Annotated in this window: 20 protein-coding genes; 14 read left to right on the top strand and 6 right to left on the bottom strand. The window is 63.0% G+C overall.

The window, feature by feature from the left end; all coding sequences use genetic code 11:
* Positions 1–69: 69 nt before the first annotated feature.
* From ppdK to B9A15_RS05745, 3 genes are all read right to left on the bottom strand, one after another.
* On the bottom strand, positions 70–2,733 hold the full coding sequence (gene ppdK, locus B9A15_RS05755; RefSeq protein ID WP_084409071.1) for a pyruvate, phosphate dikinase: 2,664 nt from the start codon (positions 2,731–2,733) through the stop codon (positions 70–72).
* A gap of 181 nt (positions 2,734–2,914) precedes the next feature.
* A complete protein-coding gene (locus B9A15_RS05750) occupies positions 2,915–3,727 on the bottom strand; it encodes a DsbA family protein (protein ID WP_244556807.1) in 813 nt (270 codons plus the stop codon).
* A gap of 150 nt (positions 3,728–3,877) precedes the next feature.
* Positions 3,878–4,393 (bottom strand): DUF721 domain-containing protein, encoded by a 516-nt coding sequence (locus tag B9A15_RS05745; protein ID WP_084409146.1) that lies wholly within the window; start codon positions 4,391–4,393, stop codon positions 3,878–3,880.
* Between the two features lie 189 nt (positions 4,394–4,582).
* Between B9A15_RS05745 and B9A15_RS22875 the strand changes: the two genes are divergently transcribed.
* The 3 genes from B9A15_RS22875 to mutY are packed head-to-tail and all read left to right on the top strand — an operon-like array spanning position 4,583 to position 7,775.
* On the top strand, positions 4,583–5,320 hold the full coding sequence (locus tag B9A15_RS22875; RefSeq protein WP_170923181.1) for a glycosyltransferase family 25 protein: 738 nt from the start codon (positions 4,583–4,585) through the stop codon (positions 5,318–5,320).
* On the top strand, positions 5,317–6,666 hold the full coding sequence (locus tag B9A15_RS05735) for an O-antigen ligase family protein (protein ID WP_084409069.1): 1,350 nt from the start codon (positions 5,317–5,319) through the stop codon (positions 6,664–6,666). Before B9A15_RS22875 ends, B9A15_RS05735 begins: the two co-directional genes overlap by 4 nt.
* A complete protein-coding gene (mutY, locus tag B9A15_RS05730; RefSeq protein ID WP_084409068.1) occupies positions 6,663–7,775 on the top strand; it encodes an A/G-specific adenine glycosylase in 1,113 nt (370 codons plus the stop codon). The genes B9A15_RS05735 and mutY overlap by 4 nt, the downstream gene beginning before the upstream one ends.
* A 4-nt stretch (positions 7,776–7,779) precedes the next feature.
* On the opposite strand, the gene B9A15_RS05725 is transcribed toward mutY, so the two are convergent.
* Positions 7,780–8,916: a site-specific DNA-methyltransferase gene (locus B9A15_RS05725; protein WP_139798222.1), complete on the bottom strand. Its 1,137-nt coding sequence runs from the start codon at positions 8,914–8,916 to the stop codon at positions 7,780–7,782.
* Positions 8,917–9,135: 219 nt separating this feature from the next.
* Between B9A15_RS05725 and B9A15_RS05720 the strand changes: the two genes are divergently transcribed.
* Positions 9,136–9,831 (top strand): HAD family hydrolase, encoded by a 696-nt coding sequence (locus B9A15_RS05720; RefSeq protein WP_084409066.1) that lies wholly within the window; start codon positions 9,136–9,138, stop codon positions 9,829–9,831.
* Between the two features lie 77 nt (positions 9,832–9,908).
* Entirely contained in the window at positions 9,909–11,306 is a 1,398-nt protein-coding gene (gene cls, locus B9A15_RS05715) for a cardiolipin synthase (RefSeq protein ID WP_084409145.1), read from the top strand.
* A 6-nt stretch (positions 11,307–11,312) separates the two neighbouring features.
* Here the strand turns inward: cls and B9A15_RS05710 are convergent, their stop codons facing one another.
* Complete coding sequence (locus B9A15_RS05710; protein ID WP_084409065.1) at positions 11,313–11,879, bottom strand: DedA family protein; 567 nt, start codon at positions 11,877–11,879, stop codon at positions 11,313–11,315.
* Between the two features lie 207 nt (positions 11,880–12,086).
* Between B9A15_RS05710 and B9A15_RS05705 the strand changes: the two genes are divergently transcribed.
* The 5 genes from B9A15_RS05705 (at position 12,087) to B9A15_RS05690 (ending at position 14,814) form a co-directional block, all read left to right on the top strand.
* Positions 12,087–12,611: a GbsR/MarR family transcriptional regulator gene (locus B9A15_RS05705; RefSeq protein ID WP_084409064.1), complete on the top strand. Its 525-nt coding sequence runs from the start codon at positions 12,087–12,089 to the stop codon at positions 12,609–12,611.
* A gap of 83 nt (positions 12,612–12,694) precedes the next feature.
* A complete protein-coding gene (locus B9A15_RS22870) occupies positions 12,695–13,084 on the top strand; it encodes a hypothetical protein (RefSeq protein ID WP_170923180.1) in 390 nt (129 codons plus the stop codon).
* On the top strand, positions 13,081–13,332 hold the full coding sequence (locus tag B9A15_RS22865) for an NAD(P)H-binding protein (protein WP_170923179.1): 252 nt from the start codon (positions 13,081–13,083) through the stop codon (positions 13,330–13,332). The genes B9A15_RS22870 and B9A15_RS22865 overlap by 4 nt, the downstream gene beginning before the upstream one ends.
* 159 nt (positions 13,333–13,491) lie before the next feature.
* Positions 13,492–14,328 (top strand): SDR family oxidoreductase, encoded by an 837-nt coding sequence (locus B9A15_RS05695; RefSeq protein WP_084409062.1) that lies wholly within the window; start codon positions 13,492–13,494, stop codon positions 14,326–14,328.
* Positions 14,329–14,343: 15 nt separating this feature from the next.
* Positions 14,344–14,814, top strand: coding sequence for a DUF2269 family protein (locus B9A15_RS05690; RefSeq protein WP_084409061.1), 471 nt, complete (start codon positions 14,344–14,346; stop codon positions 14,812–14,814).
* Between the two features lie 382 nt (positions 14,815–15,196).
* Here B9A15_RS05690 and B9A15_RS05685 read toward each other — a convergent pair whose 3' ends face one another.
* The gene (locus B9A15_RS05685; protein ID WP_139798220.1) at positions 15,197–15,730 is read right to left on the bottom strand and encodes a hypothetical protein; all 534 of its coding nucleotides are present in this window, start codon (positions 15,728–15,730) and stop codon (positions 15,197–15,199) included.
* Between the two features lie 169 nt (positions 15,731–15,899).
* On the opposite strand from B9A15_RS05685, the gene thrC reads away from it, so the two are divergent.
* From thrC to B9A15_RS05665, 4 genes are read left to right on the top strand one after another with little or no spacing between them, the layout of a single operon-like run.
* Positions 15,900–17,309: a threonine synthase gene (gene thrC / locus B9A15_RS05680; RefSeq protein WP_084409144.1), complete on the top strand. Its 1,410-nt coding sequence runs from the start codon at positions 15,900–15,902 to the stop codon at positions 17,307–17,309.
* Entirely contained in the window at positions 17,306–18,622 is a 1,317-nt protein-coding gene (locus B9A15_RS05675) for a M16 family metallopeptidase (protein ID WP_084409059.1), read from the top strand. Before thrC ends, B9A15_RS05675 begins: the two co-directional genes overlap by 4 nt.
* Positions 18,623–18,632: 10 nt before the next feature.
* Positions 18,633–19,256 carry a GNAT family N-acetyltransferase gene (locus B9A15_RS05670; protein WP_084409058.1) on the top strand — a complete coding sequence of 208 codons (624 nt, stop codon included), beginning with the start codon at positions 18,633–18,635 and terminating at the stop codon, positions 19,254–19,256.
* Between the two features lie 58 nt (positions 19,257–19,314).
* Positions 19,315–22,227, top strand: coding sequence for a putative bifunctional diguanylate cyclase/phosphodiesterase (locus B9A15_RS05665; protein WP_084409143.1), 2,913 nt, complete (start codon positions 19,315–19,317; stop codon positions 22,225–22,227).
* Positions 22,228–22,287: the final 60 nt, after the last annotated feature.

Below are 22,287 nucleotides of genomic sequence, written 5' to 3'. Positions count from 1 at the left end.
TTTGATAATCCGCAGGGCTGTCGAAAAACGGTATCCACTTTATCGCACGGTGCGCTAAGGCCCTGAGCCTCAGCGCCACGACCGTCCGCGCGAAGCGCGCGCCTCGCGGATCGTCGATTGGGCGGCGGCAAGACGCGCGATCGGAACGCGGAAGGGCGAGCACGACACATAGTCCAGCCCGGCCTGTTCAAAGAACGCGATCGAGGCGGGATCGCCCCCCTGCTCGCCGCAGACGCCGAGAGAGATGTCCGGCTTGGTGCGCCGGGCCTTCTGAACCGCCATCGCGATCAGTTCGCCGACGCCTTCCACATCCACCGTTTGGAACGGATCGCGCTCGATGATCCCTTCGCGCACATAGGTGGACAGGAAATTGGCGGCATCGTCGCGGGAGATCCCGTAGACGGTCTGGGTCAGATCGTTGGTGCCGAAAGAGAAGAAGTCGGCGACCTCGGCGATCGTATCGGCCCGCACGACGGCGCGCGGCAGCTCGATCATCGTCCCGACCGTATAGGTAAAGCGGCTGCCGCTTTCGGCCGTCACTTCCGCGGCCACCCGGTCGATCCGCTCCTTCACGAAGTCGAGTTCGCGCCTGAGGCTCACCAGCGGCACCATGATTTCCGGCACAACCGCGCTGCCGGTCTTCTCTCCCGCCGCTATCGCCGCCTCGAAGATCGCACGGCTCTGCATTTCGACGATCTCGGGGTGGGAGATCGCCAAGCGACATCCCCGATGGCCGAGCATCGGATTGAACTCTTGGAGAGCGGCGATCCGCTGGCGCACGCTAGCTTCGTCGATGCCGAGCATCTCGGCCGTTTCGAGGATATCGCTTTCCCCTTGCGGCAAAAATTCGTGCAAAGGCGGATCGAGGAGCCGGATCATTACCGGAAGGCCCGCCATGATCTCGAAGAGCTCGATGAAATCGGCGCGTTGGATCGGCAGAAGACCGTTCAAGGCGGCCCGGCGACCCTTTTCGTCCGGTGCGAGAATCATTTCGCGCATGGCGCGGATTCGGTCGCCCTCGAAGAACATGTGCTCGGTCCGCGACAGGCCGATACCCTCCGCGCCGAAGCCGCGCGCGGCCCGCGCCTCCGCCGGCGTTTCGGCATTGGTGCGCACGCCCATGCGCCGAGCCCTATCGGCCATCTCCATCAAAGTCGCAAAATCGCCATCGAGCGAAGGGCGAACCAGCGGCACGGCGCCTTCGATGACCTCGCCGGAGGTTCCGTCAATGGTGATCTCGGCGCCTTCCTTCAGGATCGTGCCGGCCGCGTGGAGTTCACGCGCATCGGAGAGGATACGCAGGGTACCGGCACCGGTGACGCAGGGCTTGCCTATGCCCCGGGCAACGACCGCCGCGTGGCTCGTCGTGCCGCCGCGAATGGTCAGGACGCCCTCGGACACGTGCATGCCGTGGATATCCTCGGGATGGGTCTCGTGACGCACCAGAATGACACCTCGCCCATCCGACGCGAGCCGTTGCGCGGCATCGGACGAAAAGACGATCACCCCCGTCGCCGCGCCCGGCGAGGCCGGCATGCCGCGGGCAAGGACGCGGTAATCGGCGGGGCGCTGGATCGTAGGATGAAGAAGCTGGTCGAGCGAGGCGGCATCGATGCGCAGAAGCGCCTCCTCCTCCTCGATCAGGCCTTCGCGGACGAATTCGACGGCAAGGCGAACGCCTTCGGCGACCGAGCGGCGCGCGATCCGGGACTGGAGGAGAAACAGTTCGCCGTCGCCGACCATGAAGTCGACTTCGACGACATCGCCGAGATGGGCCTCCAGAACCTTCACGCATCGCGTGAGCTCGCCGACCTCGCCCGGAAAGCGCTCTGACGTCTTGCCGCCCAGCTCGCCGAGGTCGATGGGGGCCGCGCGCTCGATCTTCTCCAGGAGATCGCGCGAGCCGAGCAAGAATTCGCCGGTCAGTCGTGAGCGCCCCGTCGCGAGATCACGGGATAACGCACGCCCCCGACCCGAATGCCGGTTGCGCTCGTTGAAGATCATCGCATGGACCGTAACCGCAAGACCCGCATTTTCGGGGATCCCATGCAAAATCCGGTGCGCTGCCGCCGCCGGGCTGCGCCAACTGGCGAAGCTCGCCGAGACGACCTCGACCAGCTGCTCGAAGGGCGTCTGAGGCATGACGACGCCGAGCTCGCTGTCGAGAAAGGCGTGATAGCGTGCCATTAGGGCTCGCCAATCCTCGATCGTCGAAGGCTCACCGCTCCAGCCGCGCTCGGCCGCCTCGGCATCGGAAAGCTCTTCGAACTCGGTCGGATCGGCGTCATGAACGATCTGGGCGTAGCTTTCGACCAAACGGCGATAATTGCGAAAGGCGAAATCCGTATCACTCAGTTCCCGGGCGAGAATCTCCACCGTCCGGTCGTTGAGGCCGATATCGAGCACGCTGTCGGCCAGCCCCGGCATCGCCGTTGGTCCGCTTGTGCGCACGGCCAGGAGCAGGGGCCGCCGATCCCCGTCGAAACGCCGGTCCGTCACGCGCTCCAGCCATTCGACCATGGCGTTGAGGTCCGAACGCAGCGCGATCGGCATCGATTCGCCGCTTGCCTTAGCTTCGCGCCAGGCGGCGGTCGAGATCGTGAAGCCGGGCGGAACCGGCAGATCGAGGGAGGCCAAAAGCGCCAGATTGGCGCCCTTCAACCCCAGGGATTCGATGGCGTCCGCCGGCCTTTCGGCCTCGCCTTTGCGAAATGTGAAAATGCGTTTGGGCATGCGGACCGCCGGGAATGACCTCTCAATGGCGGCGAAACCCTAACGCCGCAGGCTCTTCCCTAAAAGAAATCAGACGAAAGGCCAATCACCGCATCTCGGTCATCCACGACGTCAGAGAGGCGGTGATGTCTTCGTCTGAGACCGAGCCCCATTCCTAAACGAGGGCCCCGGCTCCTCTGCATCAGTTCGAGGGCGTCGCGGCCTCAATCACCGCCGCCATCTGAGGCGCGCTCATCTCGCCTGAATATTTCTTGCCATTGACGAAGAATGTCGGCGTCGCACTGACACCGAACGTGTTCTGAGCGCGCTGCTGGACGGCAACGATCTTCTCTTGAAGTTCGCGATTGTTGAGGCAGGCGACGAATTCGTCCTGGCTCAGTCCCGCCATGCGCCAGATCTTCAAGAGAGCCTCGGAGGCATTCTCGGCACCGGCCCAGGCGCGCTGCTGATCGAACAATACGTCGACCATGGCGGTCCGCTTAGCGTCGTCCCCGGCGCAACGCGCCAGCATGAAGGCAGCCAATGCACGCGGATCAAAGGGGAATTCGCGGATGATCAGCTTGGCCTTGCCCGTGTCGAGATAGGCCTTCTTGATCGCAGGATAGGTCGTCTCGTGGAAGTTTGCGCAATGGCTGCAGGTCATCGAGGCATATTCGACGATCGTCACCGGCGCATTCGGATCGCCGATCACGACGTCCGGCAGCGCCTCTTCGGCCATCAGGTCTTTCACGTCGACCGAACCATCGGCTTCAGGCACTTCGGAGGCCGGCGTGATCGTGGTCTCCGACTTCGACGCATCCGCTGCGCCGTCGCTCGCCGGTGCTGCATTGCCCGTATCGGCCTGGGCGATGAGCACTGAGTCGGGCTGCACAAGCGCGTTGGCCGAGGTCTTCTCGTCGCTGCAGGCCGTCATCGCCAGCAAACCGGCGCCCGTCATCAAAAGCGCGGCCCGCTTGGCGAGGGTCGAGGTGGATCTGGAGGAAGCGTTCGTCACCGGAATTCTCCGTCGTCGCGTCAGGAATGGTCTTTGGCTCGGATGTACAGGGCGGATCGCCATTTTCCAACCGCGCTATTCGGCACCTGGGCGACGAGCAAGCGTCACGAATGCGTCATGGCGAGGGCAGCGCGCTTTCGCGATCTGCGTTCAGTCCCCATCGCGGCGTTTGCGCGAAAGCGTGGCTTCGGCAAAGGCCTTCAGCGTCTCGCGCAGGCCCTCGTCCTCGATATGGCCGGTCATCGCCTCGATACTCTCGCGGTCTGCGGCACTCAAAGGTCGGATCGAGACGCGTCGATTAATCGGGGCCTCCCGAACCGTGCCCTGGACGATTTTTAGACGGGCCACTGCCGCATATCCGTAGAAGCGGTTGACGCGCGAGACCAGTTCGCCGGCTTGTTGCTGGAGGCGAAGCGCCGCTGGGCCCTCGCAGGCGACGATGAGCGTGGCCGGCTCGAAGGCGTTCTCCTCGCCGGGATTACCGCGCGCCGGCGGCCAGGCGAGCTTGATTGGGCGAGACGCGTCGCCCAGTCGAAGGCCGGCGATTACCGGCCAGGCCGCCAGAAGATCGGCCGTCATTCCGGCCTTTCGGCGCAAGACCGGATCCATGACCTTGGAGGCAATGTCCGCCAAAGGCCGTGCACCGAAGCGCCGATCACTGGCCATAACGCATCGTCCTTTAATTATCGGCGTGTCCGACGCCGAAGAAGCCGCCGAAGGCAGCGTTCTCGCGCTTCACAGAGGCCGCCTCATGGTCTAGGCGAAGACATAGACCATGAGCGCAGGCGCTCTCAACCATCGCCGCTCCGCGCCCTTCGCGGATCGGCCATCGTCCAGAGCAGGGACCATCGCGCATTGCGGCTCTATGTCATCAATCTCGATGGATCGACGGATCGATGGGACGGCTTTCAGGAAGCCGCCGAGGGGATGGACGCTGTCATCACGCGCCTGTCCGCCGTCGATGGGCGGACCGTCGATCGCGACGATTGGATCGATGTCGATCACAAGCGCTTCGTCCGATGCCATGGCCGCACGATCCTGCCGGGCGAATATGGCTGCTACCGCTCCCATCTGAAAGCGCTCGACGCGATCATAGCATCAGACGATCGCCATGCGATCATCTGCGAGGATGATATCGCGCCCCATCGTGACATGATCGACATCGTGCGGACAGTGTTGACCGAGAAGCCCGATCTCCACCTTCTCAAGCTCGCCAACCACCGGATTCAGGGCTTCATCCGCCACGGCGGGGCAAGCGAAGCGGCGACGTTCGGCCGATGCGTCCACGGGCCCCAAGGCTCGGCCGCTGCCTATGTGGTGACCAAGGAGGGCGCAAAGAAGCTTCGAGCGGCCCTGGCGACCATGTGGTTGCCCTATGACGTCGCTTTCGAACGCGGCTGGGCGATGAATACGCGGGTCTATACGCTGAAGAATGACGCCGTCGACATCGTGAAGAAGCGCTATCGCTCGACGATCTCTTCGGGCCCGAAGATCAATTATCGCACGACGAAGCTCTTCTGGCTGAAACGGGCGCCGACGGCTGTCTTTCGCGGCATGGACTATCTGGCCCGGGCGAGGTACGCGCTGCGATGAGGGGTCTCGCCGCCCGCGGTTTGCGTGGTCTCTCGCTTCTCAACCTGCTATGCCTGTTCGGCCTCGTCTCGGCGGTCTGGGTCGAGAGCGACTTCTATCGCTACACGGCGCCCTTCCTCCTCCTCGAAGCAATTCTGATCTATTATTTCGTCGATCCGAAACGTCCGCCGATCGGGCCTATGGGATGGCTTTGCGCGGCCTGGGGCGCCTTCGTCGCTTATCGCCTGGCCGATGGCTATCTGATCCACCCTTTGGCGACGACTGGCTCGTCGGAAGGGATCTATCTGTTTCCGCTGATCTATCCGACGCTCGGCTACGCGCTTCTCTTGCATCGGCGACATTTGCGAGTGATCTCGCTCGCCTTCATCCTCATAAGCCTCGTGATGGTCGTGGCGACACTTCATCCCCTTATAGCAATGTCGGGTCTGCGGGCGCCCTTCCTGATCCATCACAACCCGATTCATTCGGCCGTCGCCGGCGGCTTCATCGTCCTTGCAGCCATCGGGTTCGCCCTTGATTGCCTGAGACAGTGGCGCCGATGCTGGCGTTTGCACAAAACGATCCTCGGCCTGGCCTTGGCAGGCACTCTCGTCTCCCTGACCATCATCGGCATTTTGGGGGCCCAATCGAAGGGCGTCTGGATCGCCCTCGCCTTGGCGCTTCCGATCATGGGAATCATGGTCATCGCCGGGCGTAACGGCCGGGGGGCCGGACTGCTCGTCGGTGCAACGCTCCTGGCGCTCACCCTGTTCGCCATCCTCTCGCGCCAGGAGATCGTTCAAATCATCGGACCGAGCGTGACGAGCGCGACCGGCCTCGCTGCATCGATCGGTGAAAGCGGCGATCCGGCCGATGCCTTTCGAGCCGCCATTGCCTCGGGCAGTGTTCCCTTGAGCTTCGAGGAGCGCCTAAAGATCTGGGTCAATGCCTGGGAGATCTGGCAGACCGATCTTCTTCTCGGCACCGGGCTTTCCTGGGACCAGCTTTGGGACGGCACGAGCTATGCCGATGTGGGCTATCGGCTGATGCATAACGGCTATCTGGAGATCGCGGTCCGTTATGGGTTGGTGGGCCTCGCCTTCTATGCGCTCCTCCTTCTATGGGGCCTCTACCAATCCCACCTCTGCGCCAGACGCCGGCTTATCGCGCCGGCTGCCCACGTTCTCTTCACGGCGTCCACGGTCTATTTCAGCCTGACCCTTCTGACCAATTCCAACAACCGTCTTGCGCTTGGCGAATCCTTCATGCTGATCGCCGGCGCCTTCGCCTTTTACTGCCGTTTTGTGCGCTGGCAGGCCGATCATGGGGTTGCGCCGGACGCCATAAGGCACAGGCTCCGGCCATGAGGCGACGCGTGCGAGACACGGCCGGTGCGCAAGGGCGAAGCGGAGCCGCCGCAGCCGTGCTTGCCTGGTACGACACCCATGCCCGGGACCTGCCATGGCGGCGCCCGCCGGACCCGACTGGCCAGGCGCCCCTGCCCGATCCCTACAGGATCTGGCTGTCGGAGATCATGCTACAGCAGACGACGGTCGCTGCCGTGGCGGCCTATTTCAAGGCATTCACCGAACGCTGGCCGACTGTCGAGGCGCTCGCTGCAGCCGACGAGACCGAAGTGACCGCCGCTTGGGCCGGGCTTGGCTATTACAGCCGAGCCCGCAATCTCCATGCATGCGCGCGCATGGTCGCGAACGACTATGGCGGGCGGTTTCCCGAGAGCGCGGCGGAGCTGAAACGCCTGCCGGGGATCGGCGACTACACATCCGCGGCCATCGCGGCGATCGCCTTCGGCGAGCCAGCGCCGGTCGTCGACGGCAATATCGAGCGGGTCGTCACGCGGCTCTTTCGGATCGGCGAGCCGTTGCCCGGCGCAAAGCCGATCGTCCGCGCCAAGGTCGCCGAGATGATGCCGGGCGAACGGCCCGGCGATTTTGCCCAGGCGATGATGGATATCGGCGCGACGATCTGCGTGCCGCGCCGGCCGGCCTGTCTCCTATGTCCCTTGCGCCCCGACTGCGAGGCGGAGACGGCCGGCGACCAGACGGCCTACCCCGTCAAAGCGGCCAAGAAGGCCAAGCCGAAACGCCGAGGCGCCGCCTATGCCGCCTTCGACAGGAGCGGTCAGCATATCTGGCTGCGGCGCCGGGTCTCGAAGGGCATGCTCGGAGGGATGGTCGAGGTGCCGTCCTCCCAATGGTCCTCGCGCAGCGATGGCGCGACAGGTCCGAACGGGGCGCCCTTTGCCGCCAATTGGCGAAAGATCGGCGAAGTCGAGCATGGGTTCACCCATTTCGATCTGACGCTCGAGGTTTTTGCAGCCGTCATTGACGAGACGCCCGAGAGCGACGGGTGGTGGGCGAAGCTCGAAAGGCTTGGCGCCGAAGGCCTGCCGACCCTCATGCGAAAGGCGATAGATCTCGCCATCGCCTTTCAAGAAAGCCAATATAGGCTTTGAGCGCTCAGGCAGGCGCCGCAACCTGCATGCGCTCGCGCGCGGTGCGGCGGAGCTCGTCGATCGGCATCAAGTCCTTGCCACGCTTGACGTGCCAGAAGGTCCAACCATTGCAAGCATCGAGCCCCTGAACCCGCGCCCCGATGCGATGGATCGAGGCGGCATCGTCCCCGACGGCGATCGTGCCGTCGGCCCGCACATAGGCGCGGTAGCGGCGTTTGGCATCTGTGAGTTCCGTCCCCGGCGCGACGAGGCCTGACTCGACGAGGCTGGCAAAGGGAACGCGCGGCTCGGCGCGCTTACCGGCGGCGATACGCAGGACCTCGTCCGTCAACGGCTCGACCGCATCGATCCGTTCCTTCGCGATCCGCACATATTCGTCTTCGCGCTCGATCCCGACGAAATGACGACCGAGTCGCTTGGCGACTGCGCCGGTCGTGCCGGTGCCGAAGAAAGGATCGAGGATCACATCGCCCGGCTTCGAGGAGGACAGAATGATGCGCGCCAGCAGCGCTTCTGGCTTCTGGGTCGGATGAGCCTTGCAGCCATCCTCGTCCTTCAGGCGTTCGGAACCCGAGCAGATGGGGAACAGCCAGTCGGAGCGCATCTGCACGTCGTCATTGGCCGCCTTCATCGCTTCGTAATTGAAGGTGTAGCTCTTGGCGTCCTTGTCGCGCGAAGCCCAGATCAGCGTTTCATGGGCGTTCTGAAAGCGCCGGCCGCGGAAATTCGGCATCGGGTTCGACTTGCGCCAGACGACGTCGTTGAGGATCCAATAGCCGAGATCCTGGAGGCTCGCTCCGACCCTGAAGATGTTGTGATAGGAGCCGATGACCCAGAGCGTGCCGTTGGGCTTCAGGACGCGGCGTGCCGCCAAAAGCCAGGCCTTCGTGAAGGCGTCATAGGCCTCGAAGCTCTCGAACTGGTCCCAGGCATCGTCGACCGCATCGACACGCGAGTGATCCGGGCGCAGAAGATCGCCGCCAAGCTGAAGATTATAGGGCGGATCGGCGAAGATGACGTCGACCGAGGCCGGCGGCAGCTTGGCGAGTTCGGACACGCAATGGCCCTGAAGGATCTTGTCTTTCCAGCCCGAATGGGGGGCTTCCTGGGTGTGAACGAGGACGGGTCGGATACGCTTCATACTCATCACCGATTGCGCGACGCTTCGAAAAACTTCTGCCAACAAGGTTACCGAACAGGGTAAACAAGCGATGAAGATGCGGTGCGGCGGATCGAATGGAGGGTCGATTTTGTCCTCTGCCCTGCCCCGCACTTTGTCACGGCGGTGCGGGCATGCTACCGGCCCACGCGGCGATGCCCCTTTGGGGCCCCCGCCCGAAACAGCCTGGAGACGAGACGCATGGCAACGCCCCTTCTGATCATTTTCGATTGCGACGGGGTCCTGGTCGATTCCGAAATCATCGCCGCGGATGTCGAAGCGAAAATGCTGAAGGACTATGGGCTGGAGATGAGCGCGGAGGACTTCGCCATCCGCTTCGCCGGTCTAACCTGGCCCACCATCCTTTCGCGCCTGTCAGAAGAAAGCGGTATCCGCTTTCCCGACGATCTGACGGAAAAGGCCGAGGCCGAGATTGATCGACGCCTGGCCGAAGAGGTGGAGGAGATCGCCGGTGCGCGCGAGGCGATCGAGGCGACGGCCACGGCCGGACTGCATCGCTGCATCTGCTCCAACTCCTCGATGAAGCGGCTGGAGCTGGAGCTCGATCACGTTGGGCTGTGGGATTATTTCACGCCCTTCGTCTTCCCGGCACGGGAAGTGGCGAGTGGCAAGGGCAAGCCGGCTCCCGACGTCTTCCTCCATGCCTGCAAGGAATTCGGCGTCGAGCCGTCCCGCGCCTTCGTCATCGAGGATTCGGTCCATGGTGTCAGCGGAGCCGTGGCCGCTGGGTGCCGGGTCATCGGCTTCACGGGAGCGAGCCATAGCTATCCGGGCCATGCCGACGCCTTGACCGAAGCTGGCGCAACCACCGTGATTAGCCGCTTCAAGGACCTTCCCGCAATGATCGAGGCGCTGGCCCATTGGGATGAGGCTTGACGAAAGGCGCGGGCGCTCAAGTCTAGCGCTCGCGCGCCGATCCCTTTGGAAGGCCGATCTTTTTGGGAGGAATGACGATGTTCGACGCCTCCCACCTCACGCTCTTCTATCTGCTTGCCGAATGGGCGATCCGATTGGTGATGATCGTCGTGATCCCCCTGCGACGGCCGCCGGAAGCTGCGCGCAGCTGGCTCCTGCTGGTTCTCTTTCTCCCAATCCCCGCCTTCATTCTCTATCGCCTCATCGGCCGCGCGAGCTTTCCCACCTGGCGGCGCAACCGGTTCGCCAAGACGGAGCCTGAGCGCGCGCGGATTGCTCAGCGTCTCTGGGACCCGGATATTCCGCAATCGCGCCTGTCGCTCCTGGCCGAAGCGCTGGGCGGCTTCCCGGCCTCGGCCGGTCATCGGATCGAGCTTCTGACCGATTACGAGACGTCGATCAGGGCAATGGTCAAGGCGATCGACGGCGCCGAGACGCGCGTCCATATCCTCACTTACATCTTTGCGGATGATGCGACCGGCCAGACCATCACCGACGCTCTCTCCCGGGCGAAACGACGCGGTATCGAAGTGCGCGTCCTGTTCGACGCCCTCGGCTCGCGGCCGTGGGCCGAGAAAACGAAGGCGATGCTAGCTCTCGCGGGGATCGAAGCGAGAGTGGTCCTACCCTTTCGCTTCGCCGCCCTTCGCCGAGCCCGAGGCGATCTGCGCAATCATCGCAAACTCTGCCTGATCGACGGACGCCTCGGCTTTGTCGGCTCACAGAACATCGTCGATCGCGATTTCCGCCCTGGCGTCGTCAATGACGAACTCGTCGCCCGCGTCGAAGGCCCCTGCATCGCCGCGCTCGACGCGGTCTTTGCCAGCGACTGGTATCTTGAAACGCGTGAGGAGCTCAGCGCATTGCCGCCTGTTCCAACGGAGCAAGCCTGCGTCTTGCAGGCCATGCCAAGCGGTCCCGATTTCGGCACGCCGGGATATGAGCGGCTCCTCGTCGAAATGGTCCATTCGGCCGAGCAGCGCGTCACCATCGTCTCGCCCTATCTCATCCCTGATCAGGCGCTTCTGACGGCGATCGGCAACGCTGTCGCGCGCCGTGTCCGGGTCGACATCGTCATTTCGAGTGTCGTGGACCAACGGCTCGTCAGTCTCGCTCAACGCTCCTATTACGACGAACTCCTCGCCTCCGGCGTGAGGCTGCACCAATATCGCGAACGCCTTCTTCATGCGAAGAATGTCTTGATCGACGAGACGGTCGGCATTGTCGGATCGAGCAATGCCGATGTCCGTTCGTTTGTCCTGAATGCCGAGATCAGCCTGATCTTCTACGGGGGTGAGGCAAGCAGCAGCCTCTCGGCTATCCACGAGGCCTATCTCGCATCAAGCGATGTTCTAACTCTTCAGGAGTGGCGATCGAGACCCAAAAGCGCCCGGCTCGCGGAGAATCTCGCGCGCCTCGTCAGCCCGCTTCTTTAAAGCCTCTCACGCTCTCGAACGCAGCCATTTGCGGACGAGAAACGCGATGCCCGCGCCTGCAAGAACGATCGCGATGCCGATCACGAGCACATGCTCCACCTGCCCGAGACGACCGAATGCCGCTTCGATCGCATGGCCGAAGACCATGCCGAGCGTCACGAAGACGCTCGCCCAGACCACGGCTGCAATCGCGTTGATCACCATGAAGCGGACAAGCGACAACCGGGTCGTGCCGACGGCGATCGGGCTGACGGTCCGCAAACCATAGAGAAAGCGGAACGCGAAAAGGAAAAGCGTCGGGCGTCTCTCGAAGGCGGCCAGGGCTCTGGCAAAGGCCTCGCGCGCCTGGATTCGCTTTACAAAATCATGGTTGCGAAAGCGGCGTCCCAGGCCAAAGAAGGCCTGGTCGGCGATGAAGGAACCGAGCGCGGCAGCGCCGATGCAGGGCAGCAGGGGCAAAAGCCCGCGATGGACCATCAGACCGCCGAGCAGGACCACGGTCTCTCCTTCCAAGCCCGAACCGATCAAAACAGTCCAGAGCCCGTATTCGGAAAGGAGATGTTCGAGATTCACGAGTGGCGCCTGCCTTTCTCAAGGACGAAAGAGCGCGACGATCGGGAGCCGACCTTGCGCCGAAGCCTCGCAATATAGGGCGATCGGTCTGGGAAGGCGGATTATTCGATTCCGGCAGACAGCCCCCTCCCGCAACGCCTTCGAAAGCCTCTTGACGGGCACAGCAATCTGCTATTTCTGTCTTTACAGAAATTATGGGATACAACGATGCTGCTGACGCCGGTCATGGAAAAATTCATCCTTCACTGGGGCGAGATGGGATCGCGCTGGGGGGTTAACCGCTCCGTCGCCCAGATCCACGCTTTGCTCTATCTTTCCGACCGCCCGCTTCCTGCCGAGGAAATCGCGGAGACCCTGGCCATCGCCCGCTCCAACGTCTCCAACAGCCTGAAGGAGTTGCAGGCCTATCGGCTGATCGAGACCGTCCATCTGCGCGGCGACCGGCGCGATCACTTTTCGGCCGAGACCGACCCGTGGCAAATCATGCTGCGGATTGCGGACGAGCGGAAACGCCGGGAGATCGACCCTCTCCTGACCATGCTGCATGAATGCGCGGAAGAAGCGCAGAAGGGTGGCTCGGAGGATCAGGTCGTGCGCCAACGGGTGATTGATATGCAAACCTTCATCTCCGACCTATCGGCCTGGTATGGCGAGATGAACCGTCTGCCACGCTCGAAACTGAAGATCCTTGTGCAGCTCGGAAGCCGGATCTCGGCCTTCATTCGTCAATAACTCGAACGCCGCAGTGCTTCATCCCCCTCTTCACGTCGCGTTATTTCTCTTCTTACAGAAATAACAGGAGAATCAGTATACCCATGACCCTGACATTCGCTCTCGTCCTCGGCGTATCGGGTACGGCGGCCGCCCTGATCTTCTCCATTCTCTATCGCCCGCTCCTCAAGAGCGTAATCGATCTCTGCGGGACCGAGAATCGCGACCGCTTCTGGACGATCTATTCGGGCATCATGATCGTGCTCTCGCCGATCCTCATGATCAGCTGGGCCGCGCTGTCCGAGGACTTTCTTCGCGACGACTTTCTCCTTTTGCAACAATGCGTCTTCTGGGCGGGGACCGGAGTGATGCTCGCGCTTCTCGTCTTCCGCTTCATGCTTTGGATCTCAAGCAACCGCCTCTTCGAGCTTCGCGAGGCCGAGCACATGCGCTTTGCCAATGGCGAAAGCCAGCTCATGGGAAAGGGCCAATGATCGTCGCCGTCTTCGGAGCCACGGGCTTCATCGGCGGGCGAGCCGTCCTCGAGCTCGTCCACCGGGGCCATCATGTTCGCGCTTTCGGCCGCAACCGCCGACAGCTCGAACACCTCACCGCCCTACCAAATGTTGAGACGATTGATCTCGCAGGTCCTTGGCAAGAGGCTCTAGAGGGCATCTCCGCCGTCCTTATCGCCCTCGGAACCCTCGACCCCAATACCATGCAGGCCGCTCATCAGGATTGACCGAAGCAGATATGCGAGACGGCGGCCAACCATGGCTGCGCGCGCCTCGTCCATGTCTCGGCGATCGGGGCAAGTCCTGACGCACCAACGGCCTTTCTGCGCACCAAAGCCGTTGGCGAGACCTTAGTCCTCGAACATGGCCGGCCTGGATGGACCGTCATGCGACCATCGCTCGTCTATGGGCCTGGCGGCGAGAGCATGGCGTTTCTCGCCAGCCTCGCCGCCCTTCCGGTCCGCTTCACGATCAGAAGCGGTCCAGTGAGGCCGATTGCAGTGGACGATCTGACCGTGTCCATCGTCGATTGCTTGGAAAGTAAAAAGCCCCTGCCGCCTATCCTGGAAGCTGTTGGCCCAAACGCCATGACGATCGGCGACTATGTGGACGGTCTCAGCCGGTGGCTCGCCGTCGGCCAGCGCTGGAAGAGCCCGATTGCTCTCAACGGCTTGATGCGTTTCGGGCGTCTCTTCGGCCAGCGCTTCGTGAATCCAGACACGGCCGCCATGCTGGCGCGCGGCGCCGATGGCGATCCGGCGCCCCTCGGTCGGCTGACTGGAAAACGCTTCGCGTCGCTGGACAAGGGACTCGCCCGCCATCCAGCCACCAAGGCCGATCGCATCGCCGCGATTGTAAAGCCTTGGATCGAAGCTCTCGCCCCGGCTCTCGGCCTGTTCTGGATCGTCACCGGCGTCATTTCGATTGCCGCTCACGAGAACGGCCTCAGCCTTCTCGCGTCGGCCGGCATCACAGGCGGTGTCGCTATCGCGTTGATACTGGCGGGCGGTGCGCTCGATGTCGCCCTCGGCCTGATGACCTTCCCGCGCCGCTGGCGGATGAAGGCGTTGCTCCTCCAAGCGGCGACGATCCTGCTCTATACGGCGATCGCCACGATCCTGGTGCCCGGCGCATGGGCCGATCCGCTCGGCCAGCTTCTGAAGAACGGACCGATCGTCCTTCTCACGCTCTTTCTCGCCCATCTCTCCAAAGCCGACGCATAGGAGCACCGAAACTCGATGGACACTTATTTCCTGATCAAGACGCTGCACATTCTCGGCGCGACGGTCATTTTCGGAACCGGGCTCGGCACGGCGTTTCAGATGCTTTCCGCCCACCGCCGCGGCGATCCATCGGGGATCGCGCTCGTTGCCCGCAACGTCGTCAGCGCCGACTGGGTCTTCACGACGCCGGCCGTCATTCTGCAGCCAATCACCGGGACCGCCCTCGCCCTCCTCGCCGGCTATAGCCTTTGGGACGACTGGATCCTCGGATCGATCCTGCTTTACGGCCTTGCCGGCGCATGCTGGCTGCCGGTCGTCTGGATCCAATATCGCCTGCGCGATCTGGCCCGGAACGCGGCCGAGACGGGGCAGGATCTGCCGGCCGAATATCACCGCCTGTTCCGCTGGTGGTTCGCGCTCGGCTGGCCAGCCTTCGGCGCCATGCTCGTCGTCTTCCACCTCATGGTTTCAAAGCCAACGCTCTGAGCCTTTGGTCCGACTGCGTCAGTTCGTAAATAACCGTCGGGTCTGTAGAGTTCGACGGTGAGACCGATTCCCCCAACGCTTCGCCATCCTCACTCTCACAAGAGAGCGGGGACCCATGCTATCACCATCAGACAAGCATTCCGGCTGAGGAATTGCATGAAGCAGACCGCAATCCGTCTGTGGATGTGAGCAGCGTTCGAAGCATGGGTCCACGGCGCTAAAGGGCCGAGGATGCCCACCGGTATCGAAGCCTCATCCAATCGTCGGCCGTTTCCCTCTAACGCAGTAGGACTAGACCCAAGGCTGACGAAAGCCGCCGGCGCCGGACGCCGGTGAAACGTCCATCGGCATCGGACGAAGAGACGACTGAAAGCCAAAGGGCTTATTCCGGCGGGCCTTCGTCGAAGCCGGTATAAATGATGATGTTTCGCTCCTTCGGCTCGGCGAAGGCGATGCGGTCGTCGACATATTCGAAGGTCTGGGCGGACTGCCCGCTCTGGGCATTCACTTGGCGTTGGCCGAGCTCGGAATAGATCACGTCTTCGCCGCGCAGAACCGCAATGCGGATCGGCAGCGTCACGGCGCCGGGCGCGGCCGGACCGGGCATCACGCGGCCGAAGACCGCGATCTTCATCCGCAACTGGCCATCAACGATGCGGCAATCGCGGTTCGTGCCAGTGATGTTGGCACTATAGGCGAGCTCCTCGCCATTCTTCTTGTCGAGGATCGCCGTCCCCTGGCGCAGGGTTATCTTCGGGCAATAGGCCGCTTCGAGGCCGCCAGGCGCCCATTCGCTTTGCGCCGGAGCGACGCTCGCGGCCGTCTCCTCCAAGCCCTCGCCCGGCCCCGTCGACGAACAAGCCGAAACAATCGCCGCCAGTCCGAGGAACGCCATCGCCCGATAAGGCTTCACCATCAGCATCAATCCGTTCTTCCCTTTGCATGGCTTGAGGGTCTATACCAGCCCGACTTGCCGGATGCGACCCGCTTCAGGCGCCGCCCGGAAAACGACATCGCAGGATGCGCGCAACCTTTCTCCAATAGCGTGATGGTGAGGCGTGCGTCGAACGCGCATGGGAGCAGACGTGGATTATGTGAGCACGCGGGGCGAGGCACCCCGACTGGGTTTCGCCGATACTCTCCTGACCGGGCTCGCCGCCGATGGCGGCCTGTATGTGCCAAGCGAATGGCCCCAGCTTTCTAAAGAGACGATCCGCGGTTTTGCGGGTCGGCCCTATTCGGAGGTCGCTTTCGAGGTCATGGCGCCCTTTGTCGGCGATGACATCCCGGCGGCCGATCTGAAGCGGATGATTGATGAGGCCTATGCGACGTTCCCGCATCCGGCCGTTGCCCCGCTCGTCCAGCTCGGCGCCAACCATTTCGTGCTCGAACTCTTCCATGGGCCGACCTTGGCCTTCAAGGACGTGGCGATGCAACTCATCGCCCGGCTGATGGATCACGCGCTCACCGAGCGTGGCCGCCGTGCGACGATCGTCGGGGCGACCTCGGGCGATACGGGCGGAGCGGCAATCGCGGCCTTTGCCCATAGCGAGCGCGCCGATCTGTTCATTCTGTTTCCCCATGGCCGCGTCTCGCCCGTCCAGCAGCGCCAGATGACCACATCGGGCGCTGGTAACGTCCATGCCGTCGCAGTCGACGGGACGTTCGACGACTGCCAAGCGCTTGTGAAGGCGATGTTCAACGATCGCCGCTTCCGCGACGAAGTTGCACTCAGCGGCGTGAACTCGATCAATTGGGGCCGGATCATGGCCCAGATCGTCTATTACTTCACCGCCGCCGCGAGCCTTGGCGCTCCGGATCGCAAGGTCTCCTTCACGGTCCCGACAGGCAATTTCGGCGATATCTTCGCCGGCTTCGTTGCCAAGCGGATGGGCCTTCCGATCGAGCGCCTGATCATCGCGACCAATGCCAACGACATTCTCGACCGGACGATGAAGTCGGGCCGCTACGAGACCTCCGGCGTCGAAGCGACCATGTCGCCTTCGATGGATATCCAGGTCTCCTCCAATTTCGAACGCCTCATCTTCGAGGCGGCCGGGCGCGATGGCGATTTGGTCCGCCGGCTCATGGCGCAATTGTCCCAGTCGGGCTCATTCAACCTGCCCGAGGATGTCGCGGCGACGATCCGCGCGGAGTTCGACGCCGGGCGCACCGGAGAGGACGAGACGGCGGAGACGATCCGCACGGTTCTCGACGGTCAGGCCTATCTTCTCGATCCTCATACCGCCGTGGGCGTCCGCGTTGCAGAATCCCATCTGGGCGATGCTGCGATGGTCACCCTCGGGACCGCGCATCCGGCGAAATTCCCAGATTCGGTCAAGAAGGCCTGCGGCAAATCGCCGGAGTTGCCGCCGAGCCATTCCGATCTGATGCAGAAATCGGAAAGCTTCGACCGGATCGCCAATGATCTCGGCCAGTTGCAGGACTATGTCCGGCGCCGTTCCCGGGCCAAGAACGGCGCGGAGGCCGCATGAGCGTTGAAATCACGAAGCTTTCCAATGGGCTGACCATCGCCACCGATTCCATGCCGCAGCTCTCCAGCGCGGCGCTCGGCATTTGGGTGAAGACCGGCGCCCGCGACGAGGAACAGGGCGAGCATGGCATCGCCCATCTCCTCGAGCATATGGCCTTCAAGGGAACCCATCGGCGCAGTGCCCGGCAGATCGCCGAGGAGATCGAGAATGTCGGTGGCGAACTCAACGCCGCCACCAGCGTCGAATCCACTTCCTATTACGCCCGCGTCCTGAAGGACGACGTCCCGCTCGCCATTGATCTGCTCTCCGACATTCTCGTCAATTCGAAATTCGACGAGGAGGAGCTGGAACGCGAGCAGCATGTGATCCTGCAGGAGATCGGCGCCGCCGAGGACACGCCCGACGACATCGTCTTCGACCATTTCCAGGAGACGGCCTTCACCGGTCAGATCATTGGTCGGCCGATCTTGGGTACGCGGGAGACCGTCAAGGGCTTCACGCCGGCTGATCTCAGACGCTATCTCGCCCGCCAATACGGCCCGGACAAGATGATCGTTTCGGCGGCCGGCGCCGTCGATCACGAAGCGATCGTTAAGCAGGTCTCCGCGATCTTTGAGGGCATGACGGCGAACCCCATCCTGACCCCGGCGGCAACACCGCGAGCGGGCGCCTCCTACACGGGAGGCGAATTCCGGCGCACCCGGGACTTGGCCGACGCCCAGCTCGTTCTCGGCTTCGAAGGTCGGCCCTATTATGCGCGCGACTTCTACGCCTCGCAGGTGCTCTCCATGGTCCTCGGCGGCGGCATGTCGTCGCGTCTCTTCCAGGAGATTCGCGAGCGTCGCGGCCTGTGCTACGCGATCTATGCGTTCCATTGGAGCTTTTCGGACTCCGGCATTTTCGGCATTCATGCCGCAACCGGCGAGGATGAACTTGCCGAACTGGGAACCGTCATTGTCGAAGAGCTTCTGAAGGCGAGTGAGGAGATCACCGAACCGGAAGTGACACGCGCCCGCGCGCAGATGCGCTCCAGTCTTTTGATGAGCCAGGAAAGCCCGACCGTGCGCGCCGGTCAGATGGCACGGCAGCTCTTGTTCGCCGGTCGCACGATCGAGAACGAGGAACTGCTCGACCGCCTCTCGGCAATCGACGCCAAGCGCTTGATCGAACTCGCCGACCGCACATTCCGAGGTTCGCCCGCGACCATGGCCACCATCGGTCCGGTCGACAAGCTTCCGAGCGTCGCGGCGCTGACGGAACCGCTGGACCGGTCCGCCAAGCCAACGGCGATCGCGGCGGGCGCCCGTCATTGACGACGAGGGGATGAACCTCGTCGACGCCTTGCTGCGGCCGCAGGTGCCGGTGCTCAAGGGCGAGCGCGTCAGCCTGTCGCTGCCGAAGCGCGGCGACTACACGGCATGGCGCGATCTGCGGGGCGAAAGCGCCCATTTCCTGCGTCCCTGGGAGCCGGAATGGGCTCCGGACGAGCTGTCCGCGCGTGCCTTCGCGGCGCGTCTGCATCGCTATTATGCGGAGGCCAGACATCGGACGGGATTCACCTTCTTCCTGTTCGATCGGACCCGGACGACCCTTTACGGGGGAATCACCCTCGGACAAATCCGACGCGGGGTCGCGCAAAGCGGCACGCTGGGCTACTGGATGGGAGAGCGATTTGCGGGTATGGGCCTGATGCGCGAGGCAGTCGAGGAAGTGGCTCGGTTTGCCTTTTTCAGCGAGAGGCTCCATCGCATCGAGGCAGCCTGTTTGCCGCAGAACGAGCGTTCGATCGGCCTCCTATCCCGCTGCAGCTTCACCTGCGAAGGGCGCCTGCGCAGCTATCTTAAGATTGCCGGGCGATGGGAAGACCATTGCCTCTATGCGCTGCTTGCCGAAGAATGGCCGCGATCCAACGCGATGCGGGCGCGGATTGACGAGCTGGGAGTTTGACTACGCCGTGTCGGTGCCGCCCCCTATTGTCGCGCTTCTGCTTTCCGTCCGGCATGCCATGTCGCGACTGATCGGCCTTGGCGCGCGTTTCTCCGCCTTGCGCCTGACGCTCCTCTTCTGGCTAACGCTTCTTGCCGGCGTTTGCGCGGCGCCTGCTTATGCAATCGATGTCGTCCCCGTCGGCCCGAACGAGACCGTGATCGATCTCAGACCCGCGATGGAAGTCTATCGCAATGCGGGCCGCAGCTTTCAGGTCTCCGCCGTCCCCGGCCCGGAGGGCATCGTGCGGCGCATCGAGATCGAGGCGAATTCTCCCCAGGCCAGCGGCAATTGGGCCGTCTTCGCGCTGACCAATGACAGCGACGAACAGATCGACCGGTTGATCGTCGCCCCTCATTTCAGGCTTGTCGGTTCAGGGATCTTCGAACCCGATCTCGGCTCCCAACGCATCGCCGCGATCACGCCGAGCCAGGGTTTCGCGCTCGAACGCCAGCCTTCCAGCGAGGCGGACGAATTCTTGGTCACGCTGGACCCGGGCGCGGTGGTCACCTTCGTCGCCGAACTGACGGCCGAGCGCCTGCCCGACGTCCGCATCTGGGAGCCAAACGCCTATCGCGACACAGTGAACGCCTTCACCCTCTATCGCGGCATCGTGCTTGGCATTGCCGGTCTTCTTGCCGTGTTCCTCACCATTCTTTTCGTGGTGAAGGGATCGGCGATGTTTCCGGCGGCAGCCGCCCTCGCCTGGTCAGTTCTCGCCTATATCTGCGTCGACTTCCAATTCTGGGAAAAACTCGTCGCCTTCCAGGCCGGCCAGGAGCCAATCTGGCGAGCGGGCATCGAAGTCTCGCTTCTCTTCACCCTGGTCCTCTTCCTCTTCGCCTATTTGAATTTGAACCGATGGCATGGGATTCTGTCGGTCTTTGCGGTGGTGCTTCTTTCGGCGATCGCGGGGCTCGGCGTCCTGGCCGCCTTCGACCCGGTTCTCGCCTCTGGCCTCGCAAGGGTCTCGCTCGCAGCGACCGCCCTGCTCGGTCTTGGCGCGATACTGACACTCGCTCTGCAGCGCTTCGACCGCGCCATCATGCTTCTGCCCACCTGGTGCCTTTTGATCGCCTGGCTCTGGGCCGGTTGGATGACGGTGACCGGCCGAATCGACAACGACATCATCCAGCCGGCGCTCGGCGGTGGTCTCGTTCTCATCGTCCTGCTCATCGGCTTTACCGTCATGCAGCATGGCTTCGCCGGCGGCACGCTCGCTCAAGGGCTCGTCTCCGACCTGGAGCGGCGGTCCCTTGCGTTGGCCGGCTCGGGCGATGCGGTTTTCGATTGGGATATCCTACGCGACCGGATTTTTGCCGATGGCGAAAGCGACACTCTGTCGAGCCTGCCGGTTGATTCGATGAATGGACCGGCGCGCAACTGGCTGCCGATCCTGCATCCAGACGATCGGGATCGGTTCAAGCTGACCCTCGACACGATCATTGAGCATCGGCGTGGCCGCATCCACCAGGATTTTCGTGTCCGCGACGCCGACGGCCATTATCACTGGCTCGCTCTCCGTGCCCGTCCAATGCTCGGCAGCGACGGCGAGGTGATGCGCTGCGTCGGCACACTGAAGGACGTGACGGCGCTGAAGAAAGCCGAGGAGCGGCTTCTACAGGACGCGCTCTCCGACCAGCTGACCGGCCTGCCCAATCGCGAGCTCTTCAAGGACCGGCTGGACGCCATCTCGGTCCTTGCCACAAGCCGGGCCGACGTCTCGCCGACGGTCTTTGTCATCGACCTTGACCGCTTCAAACAGGTCAATGACGATTACGGCCTTGCGACTGGCGATACACTTCTCCTGACCGTTGGACGGCGACTGAACCGCACTCTGCGTCCGCAGGATACCCTGGCGCGCCTCTCCGGCGACCAGTTCGGTCTGATCCTCGTTTCCGAATCGACGCCGGACGGCGTTGCGGCTTTCGCCGAGCGCCTGCGCGACGCTATCCGCGCGCCGATCAGCTTTGCCGAACGCGAGATCGTGCTGACGGGATCGATCGGCCTCACCGGCTGGTCGGGCGAACAATCGCCGCAGGAAGCGCTCAAAGAGGCCGAACTCGCCATGTATCAGGCCAAGCGCATGGGCGGCGATCGCATCGAGCCCTTCCGCCCAGCCTATAAGACGATCAGCTCCAGCCGCCTCGCCTTGGAGACGGATTTGCGCCGCGCCTTCGAGCGCAGCGAGTTGTCGCTCGCCTTCCAGCCGATCGTCGATCTGGAAAGCGAGACGATCGCCGGCTTCGAAGCCTTGATGCGTTGGGAGCATCCGCGCAGAGGCGCGATATCGCCAGCCGAATTCGTCCCGATCGCCGAAAGCTCCGGCCTCATCGTCGAATTGGGGCAGTTCGCGCTCGACGAAGCGACGAAACGCTTGAGCGACTGGCAGCGCGCCACCGGTAATTCCAAGCTCTTCATGTCGGTCAATGTCTCGAGCCGCCAGCTGATCTCCCAGGACCTCATCGCCGATGTCGAAGCCGCGCTGAAGCGCTATCGCATCCCGCCGCACACCTTGAAGCTGGAACTGACCGAATCGCTGGTGATGGATAATCCCGAGCGCTCGGCCCAGCTTCTGACAAAGCTGCGCGATCGCGGCATCGGCCTGTCTCTCGATGATTTCGGAACGGGCTATTCTTCGCTCGCTTATCTGATGCGATTCCCCTTCGACACGCTCAAGATTGATCAGTCCTTCCTGAGGCACAATGCCCAGCCGCAACGCCCAATCATCCTGCATTCGATCGTGACGATGGCGCACGATCTGGGATTGAAGGTCGTGGCAGAAGGCGTCGAAAGCGAGTCGGATGTCGTTCAGCTCCGGCAGTTGAACTGTGAATATGCCCAGAGCTTCCTGTTCTCGCCGCCCATGACCCGAGAGGCTGTCCGGCGGGTTCTCGTCGAGGGCGAGACGATGCTGCGTCGTAGCGCCTGAACATGAGAAAGGCCTCGGTTGTGAACCGAAGCCGTCGATCTCCTTGCGATCAGGCGAGCG

The organism is Fulvimarina manganoxydans (assembly GCF_900176465.1).
In the GTDB taxonomy this organism is placed as follows: domain Bacteria; phylum Pseudomonadota; class Alphaproteobacteria; order Rhizobiales; family Rhizobiaceae; genus Fulvimarina; species Fulvimarina manganoxydans.
This window is presented reverse-complemented; position numbering and strand designations above follow the sequence as displayed.